This is a genomic window from Mannheimia pernigra, from assembly GCF_013377995.1.
GTDB lineage: Bacteria > Pseudomonadota > Gammaproteobacteria > Enterobacterales > Pasteurellaceae > Mannheimia > Mannheimia pernigra.
The window spans coordinates 214,596-233,210 of sequence record NZ_CP055305.1 but is presented as its reverse complement, the minus strand read 5'-3'; the positions used below and the strand labels follow the sequence as shown (position 1 = coordinate 233,210).

The 18,615-nt window shown below is 39.8% G+C and carries 18 protein-coding genes; 16 read left to right on the top strand and 2 right to left on the bottom strand.

Going from position 1 to position 18,615, the window contains the following annotated elements; all coding sequences use genetic code 11:
- Positions 1-9: 9 nt before the first annotated feature.
- The 5 genes from rpmG to ddc all read left to right on the top strand — a co-directional run bounded on the left by rpmG (position 10) and on the right by ddc (position 4,247).
- The gene (gene rpmG / locus HV560_RS01070; RefSeq protein ID WP_159628615.1) at positions 10-180 is read left to right on the top strand and encodes a 50S ribosomal protein L33; all 171 of its coding nucleotides are present in this window, start codon (positions 10-12) and stop codon (positions 178-180) included.
- Between the two features lie 347 nt (positions 181-527).
- Positions 528-1,892, top strand: coding sequence for a diaminobutyrate--2-oxoglutarate transaminase (locus HV560_RS01065; RefSeq protein ID WP_176811973.1), 1,365 nt, complete (start codon positions 528-530; stop codon positions 1,890-1,892).
- Between the two features lie 168 nt (positions 1,893-2,060).
- A complete protein-coding gene (vapB, locus tag HV560_RS01060; RefSeq protein WP_176807450.1) occupies positions 2,061-2,294 on the top strand; it encodes a type II toxin-antitoxin system VapB family antitoxin in 234 nt (77 codons plus the stop codon).
- Positions 2,294-2,692, top strand: coding sequence for a type II toxin-antitoxin system tRNA(fMet)-specific endonuclease VapC (vapC, locus tag HV560_RS01055; protein WP_176807449.1), 399 nt, complete (start codon positions 2,294-2,296; stop codon positions 2,690-2,692). The genes vapB and vapC overlap by 1 nt, the downstream gene beginning before the upstream one ends.
- A gap of 19 nt (positions 2,693-2,711) precedes the next feature.
- Positions 2,712-4,247, top strand: a complete 1,536-nt coding sequence (ddc, locus tag HV560_RS01050) for an L-2,4-diaminobutyrate decarboxylase (protein WP_176811972.1) — start codon at positions 2,712-2,714, stop codon at positions 4,245-4,247.
- A gap of 60 nt (positions 4,248-4,307) precedes the next feature.
- Here ddc and HV560_RS01045 read toward each other — a convergent pair whose 3' ends face one another.
- Positions 4,308-4,883, bottom strand: coding sequence for an NAD(P)H-dependent oxidoreductase (locus HV560_RS01045; protein WP_176811971.1), 576 nt, complete (start codon positions 4,881-4,883; stop codon positions 4,308-4,310).
- Between the two features lie 168 nt (positions 4,884-5,051).
- Between HV560_RS01045 and napF the strand changes: the two genes are divergently transcribed.
- The 7 genes from napF to HV560_RS01010 all read left to right on the top strand — a co-directional run bounded on the left by napF (position 5,052) and on the right by HV560_RS01010 (position 11,383).
- The gene (gene napF / locus HV560_RS01040) at positions 5,052-5,576 is read left to right on the top strand and encodes a ferredoxin-type protein NapF (RefSeq protein ID WP_176810358.1); all 525 of its coding nucleotides are present in this window, start codon (positions 5,052-5,054) and stop codon (positions 5,574-5,576) included.
- A gap of 16 nt (positions 5,577-5,592) precedes the next feature.
- Complete coding sequence (locus HV560_RS01035; RefSeq protein ID WP_176807446.1) at positions 5,593-5,859, top strand: chaperone NapD; 267 nt, start codon at positions 5,593-5,595, stop codon at positions 5,857-5,859.
- A gap of 42 nt (positions 5,860-5,901) precedes the next feature.
- Positions 5,902-8,400: a nitrate reductase catalytic subunit NapA gene (gene napA, locus HV560_RS01030; protein WP_176807445.1), complete on the top strand. Its 2,499-nt coding sequence runs from the start codon at positions 5,902-5,904 to the stop codon at positions 8,398-8,400.
- Positions 8,401-8,513: 113 nt separating this feature from the next.
- Positions 8,514-9,419, top strand: coding sequence for a ferredoxin-type protein NapG (napG, locus tag HV560_RS01025; protein WP_176811970.1), 906 nt, complete (start codon positions 8,514-8,516; stop codon positions 9,417-9,419).
- Entirely contained in the window at positions 9,419-10,297 is an 879-nt protein-coding gene (gene napH, locus HV560_RS01020; protein WP_176807443.1) for a quinol dehydrogenase ferredoxin subunit NapH, read from the top strand. Before napG ends, napH begins: the two co-directional genes overlap by 1 nt.
- A gap of 38 nt (positions 10,298-10,335) precedes the next feature.
- Entirely contained in the window at positions 10,336-10,764 is a 429-nt protein-coding gene (locus tag HV560_RS01015; protein WP_176807442.1) for a nitrate reductase cytochrome c-type subunit, read from the top strand.
- A gap of 10 nt (positions 10,765-10,774) precedes the next feature.
- On the top strand, positions 10,775-11,383 hold the full coding sequence (locus HV560_RS01010) for a NapC/NirT family cytochrome c (protein WP_159628605.1): 609 nt from the start codon (positions 10,775-10,777) through the stop codon (positions 11,381-11,383).
- Between the two features lie 207 nt (positions 11,384-11,590).
- On the opposite strand, the gene nhaA is transcribed toward HV560_RS01010, so the two are convergent.
- Positions 11,591-12,772, bottom strand: a complete 1,182-nt coding sequence (gene nhaA / locus HV560_RS01005; protein ID WP_176811969.1) for a Na+/H+ antiporter NhaA — start codon at positions 12,770-12,772, stop codon at positions 11,591-11,593.
- 192 nt (positions 12,773-12,964) lie between these two features.
- Here nhaA and HV560_RS01000 point away from each other — a divergent pair, with 192 nt between their 5' ends.
- The 4 genes from HV560_RS01000 to HV560_RS00985 all read left to right on the top strand — a co-directional run bounded on the left by HV560_RS01000 (position 12,965) and on the right by HV560_RS00985 (position 18,593).
- Positions 12,965-13,687: a 4'-phosphopantetheinyl transferase family protein gene (locus tag HV560_RS01000; protein WP_176811968.1), complete on the top strand. Its 723-nt coding sequence runs from the start codon at positions 12,965-12,967 to the stop codon at positions 13,685-13,687.
- Between the two features lie 210 nt (positions 13,688-13,897).
- Positions 13,898-14,734 carry a 3',5'-cyclic-AMP phosphodiesterase gene (cpdA, locus tag HV560_RS00995; RefSeq protein ID WP_176807440.1) on the top strand — a complete coding sequence of 279 codons (837 nt, stop codon included), beginning with the start codon at positions 13,898-13,900 and terminating at the stop codon, positions 14,732-14,734.
- 548 nt (positions 14,735-15,282) lie between these two features.
- A complete protein-coding gene (locus HV560_RS00990) occupies positions 15,283-16,794 on the top strand; it encodes a hypothetical protein (RefSeq protein ID WP_176811967.1) in 1,512 nt (503 codons plus the stop codon).
- A 236-nt stretch (positions 16,795-17,030) separates the two neighbouring features.
- Positions 17,031-18,593, top strand: a complete 1,563-nt coding sequence (locus tag HV560_RS00985; protein WP_176811966.1) for an ATP-binding protein — start codon at positions 17,031-17,033, stop codon at positions 18,591-18,593.
- Positions 18,594-18,615: the final 22 nt, after the last annotated feature.

Genomic DNA, 18,615 nt, shown 5'->3' with positions numbered 1-18,615 from the left:
AGCTAAAAAATGGCAGCTAAAGGTGCTCGTGAGAAAATCCGTTTAGTTTCTACCGCAGAAACTGGTCATTTCTACACAACAGACAAAAATAAACGTAATATGCCAGAAAAAATGGAAATCAAAAAATTTGATCCAGTTGTTCGCAGACACGTTATCTACAAAGAAGCAAAAATCAAATAATTTGCTTTTGAAATTTGAAGCCCGGCTTAATGTCGGGCTTTTTACTTTCTCTTCTCTTTGGATTAATCATCTGATAATGGTGTTTCTGGATAAAATCCTTCCTTTTTCAGGAAAAAAGGGTATCATTACGCCTCCTTAAATGTAACCCTACATTTAAGTCTGTTTCCAACCTATCCCAACCCTGCCTTGGGACAAATAGGGTAAAAACAAAAAAGCTGAAACGCTTTTTTTAATAAGTAGCGAGTCAAATGCCCCATGGCACCGAATCTTTCAGGATTCGAGAGCTTAGGCTTCCTCCGCAAGGCACCCGACTTATTTTTTTCACCTCTTTTAGAAGGTTTATTTCAATGACAATTAAAACACCTATTCAAGCCGTTCTGGCTTCAAATCAGTATTTTTTAGATCGCCAAGATGCAATGGAATCAAACGTGCGTAGTTATCCACGAAAACTACCATTTGCTTACCAAAAAGCTCAAGGCGTTTGGGTAACTGATGTTGAAGGCAATGAATACCTCGACTTTTTAGCCGGCGCAGGAACGCTTGCATTAGGGCATAACCACCCTAAATTGATCCAAGCAATTAAAGATGTGCTAGACAGTGGTTTACCTTTACACTCTTTAGATATCACAACACCTTTAAAAGATGCGTTCACAGAAGAATTGCTCTCATTTTTCCCGAAAGATCAATATATCCTCCAATTCACAGGTCCAACAGGTGCGGATGCGAATGAAGCAGCGATTAAGTTAGCTAAAACTTTTACTGGTCGTAGTAATGTGATTGCATTTTCTGGAGGCTTCCATGGTATGACACACGGTGCCTTATCTTTAACTGGTAACTTAAGTGCAAAAAATGCCGTGCAAGGTTTAATGCCAGGTGTACAATTTATGCCTTATCCGCACGAATACCGTTGCCCGTTTGGTATTGGTGGTGACGCCGGTGCGAAAGCCGTTGAGCACTATTTTGAAAACTTTATCGAAGATGTTGAAAGCGGTGTGGTAAAACCAGCCGCTGTTATTCTTGAAGCCATTCAAGGCGAAGGTGGTGTTGTGCCAGCCCCAATCAGTTTCTTACAAAAAGTGCGTGAAGTGACGAAAAGACACGGCATTTTAATGATTGTAGACGAAGTACAGGCTGGCTTTTGCCGTTCAGGTAAAATGTTCGCCTTTGAACACGCAGGCATTGAGCCAGATATCGTAGTGATGTCAAAAGCGATTGGCGGTAGCCTTCCATTAGCGGTATTAGCTATCCGTAAAGAATTTGATGCTTGGCAGCCAGCAGGACACACGGGAACATTTCGTGGTAACCAATTAGCAATGGCAACCGGTTACGTTTCACTCAAAATGATGCGTGAGGAAAACCTAGCACAAAATGCTCAAGAGCGTGGTGAATATTTAACAAATGCGTTGCGTGAATTGAGTAAGGAGTTTCCGTGTATCGGTCACATACGTGGCAAAGGTTTGATGATGGGGATTGACATTGTTGATGAGCACCAACCAAAAGATGCAACAGGGGCTTATCCACGTGATTTCGATTTAGCGGTAGCCATTCAAAAATATTGCTTTAAAAACAAATTGTTACTAGAGCGTGGTGGACGTGGCGGAAACGTGGTACGTGTGCTTTGTGCGGTAAACATCACCCAAGCAGAATGCGAAGAGTTTATCAAACGCTTCAAACAATCTGTTGCCGAAGCAGTTAAAGCGGTGCGTGGTTAGTTTGTAATGATACAAGCGGTTGAGTTTTACCTATTTTTTGCAAAAAATGGGAAAAATATAACCGCTTGTAAACAGAATTAGGTGGGCTTTCCCACCTTTTTGTTATTGAATCGCAGATTATTTGGGATGTACTATTGCTATATACCTTAATTATTAAAGGAGAGTAATATGATTGAAGCTTCAATTTTTATGACTAATCGAAGTCAAGCAGTTCGCTTGCCTGCTGAAGTTCGTTTTGATAATGACGTAAAAAAAATAGCAGTTCGCATTTTAGGAAATGAACGTATTTTGTCTCCTCTCAACCAAAGTTGGGATAGTTTTTTTCTTAATAGTGAAACCGTCAGTGAGGACTTTATGGTCGAAAGAGAAATAGCAATGCAGCCTGAGCGAGAGGATTTCTAATGTTGAAATATATGTTAGATTCCAACATTGTTATTTATGTTATCAAACACCGCCCTGTAGAGGTTTTGCAACGCTTTAATCAAAATGCCGGAAAAATGTGCGTTAGCAGCATCACTGCTGCTGAGCTTTATTATGGTGCTGAAAAAAGTGGCTTTTCTGCACGAAATATTGCGGTCATTGAAGATTTCTTATCTCGTTTAACGATTTTAGATTATCAGCCTAAAAGTGCCGCACATTTTGGTAACATCAAAGCTGAGCTTGCTAAACAAGGAAAACTGATAGGCGAAAACGATATTCACATTGCAGCTCACGCACGAAGTGAAGGGTTAGTCATTGTGACCAATAATCTGAGAGAATTTGAACGTGTCGAAGGATTACGTTTAGAAAATTGGGTATAGCCCAAAAGGATAAATAAATATGTCAAACCTAGAAAAACACAGACAATCTTTGTTCTGTCGCGACCCTGCTTCCATTGCGGATTATGAATCGGCGATGAGCAATGCGGTAAAAGCGGTTTCAAATTGGCTTAAAAACGAGAAAATGTACACAGGCGGTTCAATCAAGCAAATGCGAGCCTTGATTGATGGATTCAAACCAACCAAAGAGGGCATTGGGGTGCAAAAATCCCTTGAGCATTTGGTAGAGATTTTCCTCAACCCAAGCCTGAAAGTTCACCATCCACACTCGCTGGCTCACTTGCATTGCCCGACAATGGTCACCAGCCAAATTGCGGAAGTGTTGATTAATGCGACCAACCAATCTATGGATTCTTGGGATCAGAGCCCCGCTGGTTCAATTATGGAAGAACATTTGATCGACTGGTTACGCCAAAAAGTCGGCTACGGCAACGGCACATCGGGCGTGTTCACCTCGGGCGGCACACAATCCAATTTAATGGGCGTGCTACTTGCTCGTGACTGGGCGATTGCGAGCCATTGGAAAAATGAAGATGGCTCAGAGTGGTCGGTGCAGGCGGATGGTATTCCGCCAGATGCGATGAAAAAAGTGAAAGTAATCTGCTCGGAAAACGCTCATTTTTCTGTGCAGAAAAATATGGCAATGATGGGAATGGGCTTCCAATCAGTGGTGACTGTGCCATCTAATGCGAATGCCCAAATGGACGTTGAGGCTCTCGCCAAAACCCTTGCCGAATTAAAAGAAGAAGGTAAAATCCCAGCTTGTATTGTAGCAACTGCAGGGACAACCGATGCGGGGGCAATTGATGATTTAAAAGCGATTCGTAAATTAGCCGATGAATACAACGTTTGGGTACACGTTGATGCAGCGTGGGGTGGGGCATTACTGTTGTCGAAAGATTTCCGCCATTTCCTTGATGGTATTGAGCTGACCGATTCAATCACGCTCGATTTCCACAAGCATTTCTTCCAATCTATTTCGTGCGGTGCTTTCTTGCTGAGAGACGAAGCGAACTACCGTTTCATCGACTACAAAGCAGATTATCTCAATTCAGAATATGATGAAGCACATGGTGTGCCGAATCTAGTGGCGAAATCGCTACAAACCACTCGCCGTTTTGATGCGTTGAAACTCTGGTTTACGGTGGAGGCCTTAGGTGAAGATTTATACGCTTCTATGATCGATCACGGCGTGCATCTTTCGAAAGAGGTGGAAGCCTACATCAACTCAACGACAGGTTTGGAAATGCTTGTGCCAGCACAATTTGCGTCTGTACTATTCCGAGTTGTGCCAGAAGGTTACCCAGCAGAGTTTGTAGATACCTTAAACCAAAACGTGGCAGATGAACTCTTTGCCCGTGGTGAAGCAAATATCGGCGTGACCAAAGTGGGCAATAATCAATCGCTGAAAATGACGACCTTAAGCCCAATTGCTACGCTTGAAAATGTGCAAGCCTTGTTGAGGCAAGTATTGGCTGAGGCTGAACGCATTAAAGATTCAATTGTTAATGGCACTTATATTCCGCCAATTGATTAACTTGTGAATTGATGACAAGCGGTTAAATTTGTAAAAAAATTGACAAATTTAACCGCTTGTTTATTTCAATATTTCCCAACAAGATTGCTCTACTTCTTGTAAGATCGCCGCGTAATTTGTCTCTTTTAGTCCAACATTGCCAAAATAGTGCATTTTTACATCGCTAATCCCACAAAACTCAAACAACCCTTTGCCAAGCGTGTGTTCAAAGGCACTTAAAAACCCTTTTCTTGCATATTTTTCATTTGAATTACCCAGTGTTACGAATTGTTGCATTTTCTTGCCTGTGAGCAAGCCAATACTTTCAATTTCACCATTTTGATAAGCAAAATCATAGCTCAATACACGGTCTAAATAACCTTTTAAAACAGCGGGAAAGCCCATCCACCAAAGCGGATAAATAAGTGTGATGACATCAGCTTCTCGCCAATATTGATGTTCTGTTGTAATGTCTGGAGCGTATTGCTGGGAAAGCGTTTGGGTGAACTCACACCAAGTTAGAATGGGGTCAAAGTTAAGCTGATAAAGATCTCGCACAATCACATTTGTTTGTGCTGAGCAGGCGATCACTTTTTCTAAAATCGTATGGTTAAAACTGCCTGAGTATGGGTGGGCGTAAATAATGAGATGGTTCATAGTGTTGCCTTTATATTTTATGTAGCCTAGCGGATTTTGTTGATATTTTTTGATGGAAATCAATGTTTTAGCGAATACCTGAGCAAATACCCAATTTGAGGAATGAACGATATTCCGTGAACGTTGGATAATTTAACCTATGATAATGGCATTAAAAATGGTGTTTTCTTGACCAATAACCTTGATAAACCACTTCCTCGCCGTAGCTTTTTACGGGGGCAATTTTTACATTCACTAAAAAGCGAAAAAGTGAGTCAGCAAGGGTACGAGCCAATTCGTCCGCCTTGGTCTAATTTAGCAAATTTTTTAGAAAAATGCACCGCTTGTGGAAACTGCCTTAAGGCTTGTGAAACGCACATTATTGTAAAAGGGGCGGGTGGTTATCCCGAAGTCGATTTTAGCCAGGGCGAATGTACGTTCTGCGAAAAGTGTGTGCAATCTTGTGAAGAGGGTGTTTTTCGAGAGGTTTCAGAAGAGGCGTGGAGCCATAAAATTGAAATTCAAGCTAGTTGTTTATTACAGCTTGGAACGGAATGCAGAAGTTGTGGCGACAGTTGTGAGATGCGAGTAATCCGCTTTCGCCCAAGCTTAGGCGGTATTGCTCAAATGAGCTTAGATTTAGAAAGTTGTAATGGCTGTGGGGCTTGTTTGAGCGTTTGCCCGACAAGTGCCATTACCATTCAGTCACTGTAAAAAAACAGGCAATAATATGAGTAGAAAGCTATCTGAAAACGAGAACTGGTATGTGTGTAGCCTTGTCGTACAGGTAAAACCAGAAAAATTGGAAGAGGTTAAAGCTGAGATTCTAAAAATCCCTTTTGCTGAAATTCATGGGGAAAAACTAGATGAAGGCAAATTAGTGGTAACGCTTGAAAGTGATGTACATTTGGCACTTTCAGATCGTATCGATCAGGTGAGAGATATTAAAGGCGTGATTGTAGTGTCTTTGATCTCAAATTACATCGATGAGCAGTAGTGGGCTTATTTATTATTTTTGAAGTCAAACGTGGGACATATTATGGAACTCAATCGTAGAGATTTTATGAAAGCAAACGCAGCAGTTGCTGCAGCGGCTGCGGCAGGAATAATGATTCCTGTGAAGAACGTTCAAGCTGATGATAGCGGTATTCGTTGGGATAAAGCCCCTTGCCGTTATTGTGGTACAGGTTGTAGTGTACTTGTTGGTACAAAAGATGGCAAAGTAGTTGCCACACAAGGTGATCCTGATGCAGAGGTAAACCGTGGTTTAAACTGTATCAAAGGCTATTTTTTATCGAAAATGATGTATGGTGCAGATCGTATGCAAGAGCCGATGCTGCGAATGAAAGATGGCAAGTTTGATAAGAATGGCGATTTCACCCCGGTGTCTTGGGAGCAAGCATTCAGCATTATGGCGGAGAAAATCAAGGGTATTATTAAGGCAAAAGGCCCGAATGCAGTGGGTATGTTTTCATCAGGTCAAACCACCATTTTTGAAGGTTATGCGAAAGTAAAACTTTGGAAGGGTGGTTTTCGTTCTAATACGATTGATCCAAATGCTCGTCATTGTATGGCGTCTGCAGCCGTTGCATTTATGCGTACTTTTGGTATGGACGAACCAATGGGATGTTATAACGACATCGAAAAAACCGATGCGTTTGTGCTTTGGGGCTCAAATATGGCAGAAATGCACCCAATTTTATGGAGCCGTATTTCTGATCGTCGTCTATCAAATGAAAATGTGCGTGTAGTGGTAATGTCTACTTACGAGCATCGTTCATTTGAATTAGCCGATACGCCAATTATTTTCAAACCGCATTCAGACTTAGCAATTTTAAATTATATTGCTAACTACATTATTGAAAACGATAAAGTAAATTGGGATTTCGTAAACAAGCACACTAAATTCAAACGTGGTGAAACCAATATTGGTTATGGTTTACGCCCTGAGCATAAATTACAGCAAAACACTAACGCAAAAACGGCAGGCAAAATGTATGACAGCGATTTTGAAGAATTTAAGAAAATCGTTGCACCGTATACACTAGATGAAGCTCACCGCATTTCAGGCGTGCCGAAAGAGCAGCTACAAGCTCTAGCAGAAATGTATGCTGATCCAAACAGAAAAATTGTTTCATTCTGGACAATGGGTTTTAACCAACATACTCGTGGTGTGTGGGTAAACCATATGATGTACAACGTGCATTTATTAACAGGTAAGATTGCATTAGAAGGTTGTGGTCCATTCTCTCTCACTGGTCAGCCGTCTGCCTGTGGAACTGCTCGTGAAGTTGGCACCTTTATTCACCGTTTACCAGCAGATATGGTGGTAACTAATCCAAAACACCGTGAAATTGTGGAAAAATCGTGGAAATTACCAGCAGGGGCGATCCCTGATGTTCCAGGCTTCCACGCAACTGCGCAAAGCCGTGCATTAAAGGATGGCAAACTGAATTTCTTATGGCAGATGTGTACCAACAATATGCAAGGTGGCCCAAATATTAATGAGGAAATCTTCCCTGGTTGGCGTAATCCTGAAAATTTTATTGTGGTTTCAGACCCGTATCCGTCGGTGTCAGCGGTTGCTGCGGATTTAATCCTTCCAACTTGTATGTGGGTAGAAAAAGAAGGGGCTTATGGTAATGCAGAACGTCGTACTCAATTCTGGCGTCAGCAAGTGAAAGGCCCTGCAAATGCTCGCTCAGATACCTGGCAGCTTGTTGAGTTCTCAAAATACTTCAAAGTAGAAGAGGTGTGGCCTGAAGAGTTACTGGCAAAAGCACCTGAATTGCGTGGCAAAACCTTATACGAAATTTTATACCGCAATGGTAAAGTGGACAGCTATCAAGTGCCAACCAACATTCCAGGTTATATGAATGATGAAGCGGATCATTTTGGTTACTACATTCAAAAAGGTTTATTTGAAGAATATGCTGAATTTGGACGTGGTCATGGTCACGATTTAGCCGATTTTGAGACTTATCACAAGGTGCGAGGTTTGCGTTGGCCAGTGGTGAAAGATGAAAAAACAGGCGAGTACAAAGAAACTTTATGGCGTTACCGTGAAGGTTACGATCCGTATGTAAAAGCAGGCGAAGGCGTGAATTTCTATGGTAAGCCAGATGGCAAAGCGATCATTTTAGGTGTGCCTTATGAAGCGCCAGCGGAAGCCCCAGATGAAGAATATGATTTATGGTTCTGTACTGGTCGTGTGCTTGAACACTGGCATACTGGTACGATGACTCGCCGTGTGCCTGAATTACACAAAGCATTCCCAACGAATCTTGTTTGGATGCACCCAAATGATGCGAAAAAACGTGGTTTACGTCATGGCGATAAAGTAAAAGTGATTTCACGCCGTGGGGAATATGTGTCGAATTTAGATACACGTGGACGTAACAAATGCCCAGAGGGTTTGATTTATTCAACTTTCTTCGATGCAGGTCAGCTAATTAATAAAGTAACCTTAGATGCGACAGATCCTATCTCATTTGAAACCGACTTCAAAAAATGTGCGGTTAAAGTGGTTAAGGCTTAACAACTCACTCTCCCCCTTGATAGGGGAGAGGGGGAATTTACAAGCGGTTAAATTTACATAAAATTTTGCAAAAAAGGGTAGAAAAATAACCGCTTACATTTAAGGAAACCACAATGAAAATGGATCCAAATCGCCGTCAGTTTTTAAAAAATGTCACCCGCACTACAGCAGGTGTATGCGGTGTTGGTGTAATTTTAGGTCTGCAGCAGCAACAAAGTCTTGCAAGGCAAGGCGTTGCCTTACGTCCGCCCGGCGCGTTGCCTGAACAAGATTTCTTAAGTGCTTGCACTCGTTGTGGTCAATGTGTTCAGGCTTGCCCTTACGATATGCTGCATTTGGCTTCATTAATTTCACCTGTAGAGGCTGGCACGCCATATTTTATTGCTCGTGATAAACCGTGCGAAATGTGTGTCGATATTCCGTGTATGAATGCTTGCCCAACAGGTGCGTTGAGTGAAGATCTTAAAGATATTGATGAGGCGAGAATGGGATTGGCGGTGTTGCTAGACCACGAAACTTGCTTGAACTGGCAAGGCTTACGCTGCGATGTATGCTATCGAGTTTGCCCATTGATTGATAAAGCGATTACGCTTGAAGAGATTCATAACGATCGTACTTCCATTCACGCAAAATTGATTCCAACTGTGAATTCCGAGGCTTGTACTGGATGTGGAAAATGTGAGCAGGCTTGTGTATTAGAAGAGGCGGCTATCAAAGTATTGCCAATGGATTTGGCGAAAGGGCTGTTAGGTCGCCACTACCGTTTGGGTTGGAAAGAGAAACAAAATGCAGGTAAATCATTGATTGAAGATGTTCATCCAGATGGTTTACATCCTGCATTTGAAGCGAGAATGCCTGAAGGTCGCTATGAACCAGTGTATCAGCATATGCAAGTAAAACCTGATATGAAAACGGCAACGCCAAGCCGTGCTACGCAAAATTATGTGCCTAACTCCACAACAGTGGAGGCTCCCCAACATTTTCCAGATTTTGATCTGAATATGAAGGGGGTGAAATAATGGCATCAAATTCGCCTAAATATGCAGGCTTAGAGGCTCGTCAAAAATTAGGTTGGTGGCATACTAACCGCTTTTTGCTCCTTCGCCGTTTAAGTCAGTTCAGTATTATCTTAATGTTTTTGAGTGGGCCTCTTTGGAATATTTGGATTTTAAAAGGCAATTACAGTGGAAGTTTGTTGCTTGATACTATTCCAATGGCTGACCCACTAATGGTTGCTGAAGTCTTAGCAACAGGCTATCGCCCTGAGTGGACTGTGCTAATTGGTGCATTCATTATAGTTGTGTTTTATGGTGTTGTAGGTAGCAAGCTATTTTGTAGCTGGGTTTGTCCAATGAATATCGTCACGGATGTGGCAGCGTGGCTTAGACGCAAATTAGGTATTCGCCAAACAGCAAAAATTTCACGCAGTTTACGCTTTGTGATTTTAGCGGTAATTTTAATCGGCAGTGCAATTTCTGGCACATTATTGTGGGAATGGATTAACCCCGTTGCCGCCCTCGGTCGAGTGTTTGTATTCGGTTTAGGGGCAACGCTTTGGTTGGTACTCGTCATCTTCTTATTTGATTTGTTGGTGGCGGAACACGGCTGGTGCGGACACCTTTGCCCTATCGGTGCAACTTACGCTTTAATTGGAGCGAAAAGCCTGATTAAAGTTAAAGTAGTAGATAGAAGTCGTTGTGATAATTGTATGGATTGTTACAACGTTTGCCCCGAGCCACAAGTGTTAAGAGTACCACTACACGGTAAATCAGAAGATAGTACAGTGATCTTGTCAAAAGATTGCATTACCTGCGGACGCTGTATTGATATTTGTGCCGAAAATGTTTTTGCCTTTGGAACGCGTTTTCAAGGCAGTATTGATGTAAAAAATATTTAATTTTTCTTTTAAAAGAATTCTAATGGAGTGAACTTCAAATGAGAAAATATCTTGCCCTAACTTTAGTCGCAATGGCTGGCTTTGTAATGGCAGAAGCCCCTAAGTTGTCTGGCTCTATTGATGACACAACGGAAAGTGTTGCACCTGGGTTTTACAACCCACAAAAAGATACTGGCAATATCCCGACCACTTTTCCATTCCAACCACCACTTGTACCACATAGCATTCGTGGTTTACAAGTGAGTAAAAACGTGAACCACTGTTTGGGCTGCCACGCGATTGAGCCGTCTAAAACCACAGGAGCAACCCGTTTACCGCCAAGCCATTTTATGGATCGTGACGGTAATGTTCACGAAAACGAATCGCCAAGTCGTTACTTCTGTTTACAATGCCACGTTCAACAAACAAACGTAAACCCGATTGTTCAAAATAAATTTGAGTCTGTACGACAAACGCAAGGTAAATAAGGAGTAAGCAATGATAAGAAGATTTTGTAACTGGTTACGTCGCCCAAGTAGAATGGCAATTGGTTTAGTAATTCTACTTTCTGCATTAGGTGGTATTTTTGCGTGGAGTGGTTTTAATGCTGGGCTTGCTTATACAAATACGGAAGAGTTTTGCTCAAGCTGTCATATGAACGATGTGGTACCTGAATACCGTGCATCGGCTCACTATTCAAATCGTAGTGGTGTGAAGGCAATTTGTTCAGATTGCCACGTTCCACACGAATTTTTTCCGAAATGGAAACGTAAAATTATTGCAGCGAAAGAAGTCTATGCTCACTATACTGGTAAAGTGGATACTAAAGAGAAATTTGAAGCACACCGTGGTGAAATGGCAATGCGTGAATGGGAGCGTTTGAAAGAGAATAATTCACAAGAGTGCCGTAATTGCCATAACTTTGAAGATATGGACTTCACCCAACAAAAAACGGTAGCACAGCAAATGCACACCTTAGCACAAGAACAAAATAAAACGTGTATTGATTGCCACAAAGGAATTGCACACAATCTTCCACATATGCAATCAATTCAGAAAAACTTTATTCCTGATGATTTATTGAAAAAATCAGAAGAGAAAAGATAGACTCTCAATATTAATCTGCCCCTAAAAGTGGAATTAAACCATCCACTGATTAAGGGCAGTTTTTTATAACTACATAAATCTACTTACCTAAATTTAAATTATCCATCATACAAACGGTCAAAAATGCGGAATTTTTTACCAGACACATTGTATTTTCTATCATCATTAATTTATTTAGCTGAGTTATATAATATAAATTATCTACAGCTAGTGATTTAATTCTACATTTTTACGGGTGGCTATTTTTAATAAGGTATAACCTAAAATAGCAGAAATTGCTGAGCCAAGTAAGATACCTAAACGAGCAAGAGATGTTACGGTTTCGCCTGCTGTACCTACATCAAATGCGAGACTGGCGATAAACATTGACATAGTAAAGCCGATACCACACAGCACTGCAATCGCAAAAATTTGTTTGAAATTAACGCCTTGGGGTAAACTTGCAAAGCGGAATAATACGGCCAAATAGCTAAAGCCAAACACGCCAATTGTTTTACCTATAATCAAGCCTAACGCAATCCCCATTGGCAGTGGTGAAGTTATTTGCTCAATCCCCATACCTAATAATGACACGCCTGCGTTTGCAAAGGCAAAGACGGGTAAAATCATAAATGAGCACCAAGGTACAAGAATATGCTCCAATTCCTCTGCTGGACGTTCACCATTTTTATCTTTTAGCGGTATGCAAAAGCCGATAATAACACCTGCTAAAGTAGCATGAACACCTGATTTCAGCACGGATGTCCACAAAATCAAACCAATCAAGATATAAGCACATAATGAGCCTACTTTAAAGCGGTTAAGAATCACTAGACCAAGAATCGCAATACCCGCAATAGTAAGAGCTTGCACGCTGATGTCTTGAGAATAGAAAAGTGCAATGACAACAATGGCACCTAAGTCATCAATAATAGCCAGAGCTAATAAGAATATTTTTAATGCCAATGGCACTCGAGTACCTAATAATGCAACAATACCAACAGCAAATGCAATATCCGTTGCCATTGGAATTGCCCAGCCTGAGTGGTATTCTGAATAGTCTTTATTAATGAACCAGAAAATCAATGCTGGTACAACCATTCCGCCAATCGCTGCCACCGCAGGGAAAGACGCATTTTTAAAACTTGAAAGAGAGCCCTCAAACAGCTCCTTTTTCACTTCTAAACCCACCAAAGTGAAGAAAACTGCCATAAGCCCATCATTTATCCAAAGCAATAATGGCTTAGTTAAGGCAAAGTCACCAAACTGGAAACTCACATTGCTTTGTAAGAAGTCAAAATAAACATCACTTAGTGATGAATTTGCCAGTATAATTGCCGCAAAGGCAAAAATCAGCAGTAAAATCCCCCCTGCTGCTTCCGATTTCAAAAGTAAAAGTAATCTTCCCACTTAAATTCTCCTATTCATTTTTATATACTTTTCCATACAATTTATTTTTTACCAAAGATTTCCCTAAGATCAAATAGAAAATTTGATAAACTGGGTAGTAATTCTCTCTTTGTGACTCTATATGAGTAAAAATACAACAATCTGTTGATATTTTGTTACAAAATATAGGCTTACATACAAGCGGTCTTTTTTATGGAAAATTTTACACATTTTGAGATTGTTTTTATTCATAGGCAAGCAACATTACCGAGTGATTTTCACTTTCCGCAAATGCCAGAAAATTTAAACGAAAAACAAATTCAGAAATGGCAGAGCCGCCGAGCCGCCCACTTTTTGCTTACGGAGCTCTTTAGGAAATATCACTTAGATTTGAGTTTATTAAAGCATATTCAACATACTAAAAGTGGCAGACCCTTTGTCAATTCTGAGCAGATCGACTTTAATATTAGCCATTCGGGTGATTGGATAGCGGTCATTTTTTCATATTCTTTTGCAAAATTGGCAGTGGGGATTGATATTGAACATCCGCAGAAAAAAAGACGCTATGCGGATCTTATTCGTCATTATGCAAACATAGAGGAACAAGCGATATTGCTAGATGAGCACTATCCATTATTCGATAATCTTGCACAGCGTTTTTATTTAAGTTGGTGTTTGCGAGAAGCTATTTTGAAATCGCAAGGCGTAGGGATTGTAAAATTATCGGAAGTAACACACCTTCCGCTTAAAAAGCAGATTTTTTCCAACTATTGCCCAAGCGGTAAACTACATTTTGTCAGCGGGCTACCATTTTATTTAAGCTACTTCTATCAGCCGCCGCAAAATATGCTATTATCCGAACCCTTTTTATACCATTGGCAAAATGGGCAGTTTCAGCCTGTTGAGTGCGAGTCGCTGGTTTATGATGTCAATTAAAGGTAACAAATACCTTATTTAAGCCACTCAAATATGATTAAAACATTAGAAAATGTATAGGAATATTACCTTACACTCTTTAATAACAAAAAATATCTGAATTTCATCCACTTTTTTTAAAAAATGAGGCATAGCACACATTTTTTGTCACCGCTTACTGGTAAAATCTGGCGAGTTAAATTTTATGAAACATTGAATAGGCACAAAAGAATGAGCGAACACTTTAGGTTACCAATAAACGATACAGTTCGATTATTGCACATAACCGATCCGCACCTGTTTTCTCACACAGAAGAAACACTGCTCAATGTCAAAACAATCAAAAGCTTCTCAGCAGTTATTGAGCAGATAAAAAAACAAATTGAGCAAACCAAGCAAGGTTTTGATTTAATTCTTTCAACGGGGGATTTAATTCAAGATCAGAATATTGCTGGGTATCACTATTTTGCTCAACTGACCGAGCCACTAAAAACCCCTATCGTCTGGTTAGAAGGTAATCACGATGTTCAGCCATATATGAGCCAAATTTTGGGAGAATATTCGCATATTTTGCCACACAAGCAAATTTTAATTGGCGACAGATGGCAACTGCTTCTACTCAATACACAAGTTGCTGGAATGCCTTATGGCGAACTGAGTTACCGCCAACTTAAGTGGCTAGAAGAAAAATTAAATGAAAACCCTAAACGCTTCACTTTAATTGCATTACATCACAACATTTTGCCAACAAACTCTGCCTGGCTTGATCAGCACAGCTTAAAAAACAGCGATGAATTGGCTAAAATTTTACAACCCTTTGATCATATCAAAGGCATTGTACACGGTCATATCCATCAACAGGTAGATGATATGTGGAACGGTATTCCTATTTATGCTACGCCTTCCACTTGTATTCAATTCAAACCAAATTGCAATCAATTTACCTTAGACTTATTGCCTCAAGGCTGGCGAGAAATCCTACTCTATGAAAATGGAAAAATAGCAACTACAATCAAGCGGTTAAATTCCAATGATTTTTTACCAGATCTGAATGCAATTGGTTACTAAAAAATAGACCCTTAATAAATATTGATTAAATAATGCAATATGGTTTTGTAACCTGAATAGGTTGATGGTTAAGAGACCGATTTTTCCTATATTGAAGATAAAATTCGATCACTGGTTATTTGAAAGGTTGGGGTGTTTAGTCCCTCTTTTACGCAAATCATGTCTAGAGCTTTTTTCACACGTTTTACAAGCGGTCGTTTTTTACTAAACATTTGCAAAATAATTTACAAATTCAACCGCTTGTTATCTTTAAAACGGATTCAATGTTTTAACATCAAACGCCACTTCTCGAGTATCCTTATTAAGCTTCCCCCAATTGTTTACAATAAGCCTCGTCAGCTTAAATGGATTAAAACAAAAGCTCAAAAAACAATCATTTGCTCCATTTGATAAAAAATAAGAAAAAATGTTAGAAAATATAAACGCATCAAAATCTTATTTTAAGGCAGGTAAAATCTGAGTAATTACCTTAAATCATTCTCTTTTAAGTATCTGATAAGATCCATTATCAGCAGTTTGATAGTCTAGGCAGGGTTCAGAAGGTGTTAGTGGACAACGATGCCAAAACTGCTACTGGGAAATTACAGCAACATGATAAAGGTCTGGCAGAAGGCATAGATCAAGTATTGAAATATGGTTATAACCTAAAAAGTGAACAAACCTTACTGGAACGAGATAACAACGTAGATGGTACATACGACTACCGTGAAGCGTATACCTTAGATCCAAATGGTCAGCAAAAGTTAAAAGAAATTGATTTAACTAATGATGGTACTTTTGATAAAAAAGAGGTTTACGTCAAACAGCCTGATGGTGGCTTAGAGCAGGTTACTTTCTATAATTTGGTTAATAAAAATGGAAAAGTTGAGGACGTTAAAACGCACATTGAGTCTTATGAACTCGATCCAAACAATCATATTGAGAAGGTATCATCAGATACGTTAGGTGATGGTTCTATTAACTCAGTTAGCAAATATGACTTAGATCCAGCTGGAAATATAGAAAAAGCCTATTTCGATACTAACGGAGATAGTAAAATCGATCGTATCGAAACCCATACCCGAACAAATGGCCTAGTTACACGTACAGAAGTACACGATAGCGAAAACAAACTCCAAGAAATTGTTACTTATGAGTATCTTCCATCTGGTCAAGTATCTCTCAAACGTGTTGATACCAGTGGTGATAAATCTATTGATAAGGAGTATAGATATACTTACGATAACCATGATCGAGAAACAAGAAGAGAAGAATATAGTTACAGTCCGAAAGAGAAGAAATTAGCTCTCTCTGCTGTCCACGAGAATACATTTGATCCTAATAACAATATCGTTAATTATAAAATAACTTACTCTAATGGGAAATCGAATGAGAATAACTATATTATTGATGATTATGGAAGAATTAAGGAAAAGACAGTATCAGGTATTAATAATTTCTCTTCGAAGAATGAATATAATACAGACAATACTGTTAAGACCACAACAGAATATAAACCCGATGGTAAATTCTCCGTTAAGAATGTCTTTAGTGAATATGATGTACTAGGTAACTATACAAAAGTTGACAGATATTATTCAGAAAACGGTGAAAAGACTCAAACATGGTCTCTGATTAGAGATCCTAATAGTGGACAAATACAGCATACCATTATTGATGACACTAAAACAGGCGATGGGGCTGATAAATTTACGTTTGGTACTTACGGTGCGAATCAATCATTCCACTTTACCCAAGATCTCACTACTTGGTCAGAAGAGAAACTTGCACTATTAGGCACCTCTCTAAAAGAGATTCAGCTTGCAAATAACTCGATTTCGACTTTAACATTAGATGCCAATGTGGTTGCTAAGATCAGTGAAGGTGGATTGAAAGTAAATGCAGGTAACGATAAGAATGATATTCTTAACCTATCTGGTTTTGAGAAAGCAACGGATGGTGAAAAAATTAAAAACTATGATCTTTATACCGCAACAGTAGGTAGCGAAAAATTGAATCTCTATGTACAAGAGGGTATTAGTGTGAATCCTGATATTCATTCGGATCTTGTTGTTGGCTAAATATTAACCTATACACTATTCATTAACCAACCCCTCAGTAGCAATACTGAGGGGTTTTTAATTGAAAATTACCCGCTTGTGCTATCAGGTCAACGGAAAATCTCATATTACTTGAGCAGAACGTAGTCTGAGGATTTTTTATTTCACGCTTTCTACAAGCGGTCATTTTTTACTAAACTTTTTCAATTCTGCTATAATCCAACCTATCATCATTCCCCTATTTTCGGAGAGAAAATATGAAAAAACAACTCCCTATCGGTATTCAAACGTTTGCTAAGTTAAGAGAAAACAATGACTATTACTACGTAGATAAAACGCAAAAAATCATTGAACTCATCAACGCAAGCGAATTTATTTTCCTCTCCCGCCCTCGTCGTTTTGGGAAAAGTTTAACCTTAGACACCATTGCCGAGCTGTTTTCTGCTAACAAGCCGTTATTCACGGGTTTATATGCTGAAAAAAATTGGGATTGGGAAGCGAAATATCCGGTCATTCGCTTTAATTTCGCCAAAGGTGTGGCGAAGTCGAAAGTCACCATTGAGGAGCTGCTTTTCTCACAGCTCCAACAAAATGCAAAGCAGTTTGGCGTAGCGTTAGCCAACTATGTTGGGTTAGGCACCTTGTTTGATGATTTAATTAACAAGATTGTGGAAAAACATCAACAAAAAGTAGTGGTATTAATTGATGAATACGATAAAGCCATTTTAGATAACCTAGAAAATGCAGAACTTGCGATTGAAATGCGAGATATTTTGCGAGATTTTTACTCGGTGATTAAAGGTCAAGATGCGAATATCCGTTTTGCGATGCTAACAGGCGTCTCCAAATTCAGCAAAATCAACCTGTTTTCAGGCTTAAATAACCTTTACGATGCGACGTTTGACAAACAATTCTCCGCGCTTTGTGGCTACACTCAATCTGAGTTGGAAAGTGTGTTTGCACCCGAATTGGAGGGGGTGGATTTACTTGAATTAAAAAACTGGTATAACGGCTATAACTGGTCGGGAGAAAGTGTATACAATCCGTTTGATATTTTGCTGTTCTTTTCCAATAGTGACCGTATTTACAAGCCTTATTGGTTTGAAACGGGATCGCCAACGTTTCTAATTGATAAGCTAATCCAAGAAAATGTGGATATGGGAAAAATCTCACAAGATATTTCTGATGATATGCTATTGTCGAAGTTCGATGTGGGGGATATTAGCCCGATTGCGTTAATGTTCCAGACAGGTTATTTAACGATAGATAAAGTGATTAACACTTTTGATGGTGTGGGGTATAAACTGAAATACCCTAACAAAGAAGTGCAACAAAGCCTCAATGTGATGTTGTTACGCCGTTATTTACATAAGTATGAATCAGGCTCAACCTTACGTTCACATTTATACGACACTTTAATTCAACACGATGTAGCCCGAATGCAGCTCGTGCTTAAAGCCTTTTTTGCCAGTATTCCGCACGATTGGCATAGAAATAACCAAATTGCCTATTATGAGGGGTATTGGGCGAGTGTGTTTTATGCGTATTTTGCGAGCCTTGGTTTTCCGATTATCACAGAAGACGCGACCAGCGTGGGCAATATTGATATGACACTGCTCGTAAATAACCACGTCTATATTTTTGAGTTTAAAGTGATGGGGAAAGAGGTGAAAGAAAGCCCGCTCGGGTTAGCTCTAGCACAGATTATCGACCGAGATTATGCGAAGAAATACCAAGGGCAAGGCAAAACTATTTACCAAATTGGGGTGGAGTTTAACAAAGACCGCCGAGAAGTGGTATTTGATGTAGCTTGCTTATAAAAAGTAATTACAAGCGGTTGGA

What these genes read in the sequence shown, in the direction of transcription:
- vapB (WP_176807450.1), top strand. Translation starts at nt 2,061, where the DNA reads ATGATTGAAGCTTCAATTTTTATGACTAATCGAAGTCAAGCAGTTCGC.
- HV560_RS01065 (WP_176811973.1), top strand. Translation starts at nt 528, where the DNA reads ATGACAATTAAAACACCTATTCAAGCCGTTCTGGCTTCAAATCAGTAT.
- napH (WP_176807443.1), top strand. Translation starts at nt 9,419, where the DNA reads ATGGCATCAAATTCGCCTAAATATGCAGGCTTAGAGGCTCGTCAAAAA.
- HV560_RS01010 (WP_159628605.1), top strand. Translation starts at nt 10,775, where the DNA reads ATGATAAGAAGATTTTGTAACTGGTTACGTCGCCCAAGTAGAATGGCA.
- HV560_RS00985 (WP_176811966.1), top strand. Translation starts at nt 17,031, where the DNA reads ATGAAAAAACAACTCCCTATCGGTATTCAAACGTTTGCTAAGTTAAGA.
- ddc (WP_176811972.1), top strand. Translation starts at nt 2,712, where the DNA reads ATGTCAAACCTAGAAAAACACAGACAATCTTTGTTCTGTCGCGACCCT.
- HV560_RS01015 (WP_176807442.1), top strand. Translation starts at nt 10,336, where the DNA reads ATGAGAAAATATCTTGCCCTAACTTTAGTCGCAATGGCTGGCTTTGTA.
- napA (WP_176807445.1), top strand. Translation starts at nt 5,902, where the DNA reads ATGGAACTCAATCGTAGAGATTTTATGAAAGCAAACGCAGCAGTTGCT.
- rpmG (WP_159628615.1), top strand. Translation starts at nt 10, where the DNA reads ATGGCAGCTAAAGGTGCTCGTGAGAAAATCCGTTTAGTTTCTACCGCA.
- vapC (WP_176807449.1), top strand. Translation starts at nt 2,294, where the DNA reads ATGTTGAAATATATGTTAGATTCCAACATTGTTATTTATGTTATCAAA.
- HV560_RS01035 (WP_176807446.1), top strand. Translation starts at nt 5,593, where the DNA reads ATGAGTAGAAAGCTATCTGAAAACGAGAACTGGTATGTGTGTAGCCTT.
- cpdA (WP_176807440.1), top strand. Translation starts at nt 13,898, where the DNA reads ATGAGCGAACACTTTAGGTTACCAATAAACGATACAGTTCGATTATTG.
- napG (WP_176811970.1), top strand. Translation starts at nt 8,514, where the DNA reads ATGAAAATGGATCCAAATCGCCGTCAGTTTTTAAAAAATGTCACCCGC.
- HV560_RS01000 (WP_176811968.1), top strand. Translation starts at nt 12,965, where the DNA reads ATGGAAAATTTTACACATTTTGAGATTGTTTTTATTCATAGGCAAGCA.
- HV560_RS01045 (WP_176811971.1), bottom strand. Translation starts at nt 4,883, where the DNA reads ATGAACCATCTCATTATTTACGCCCACCCATACTCAGGCAGTTTTAAC.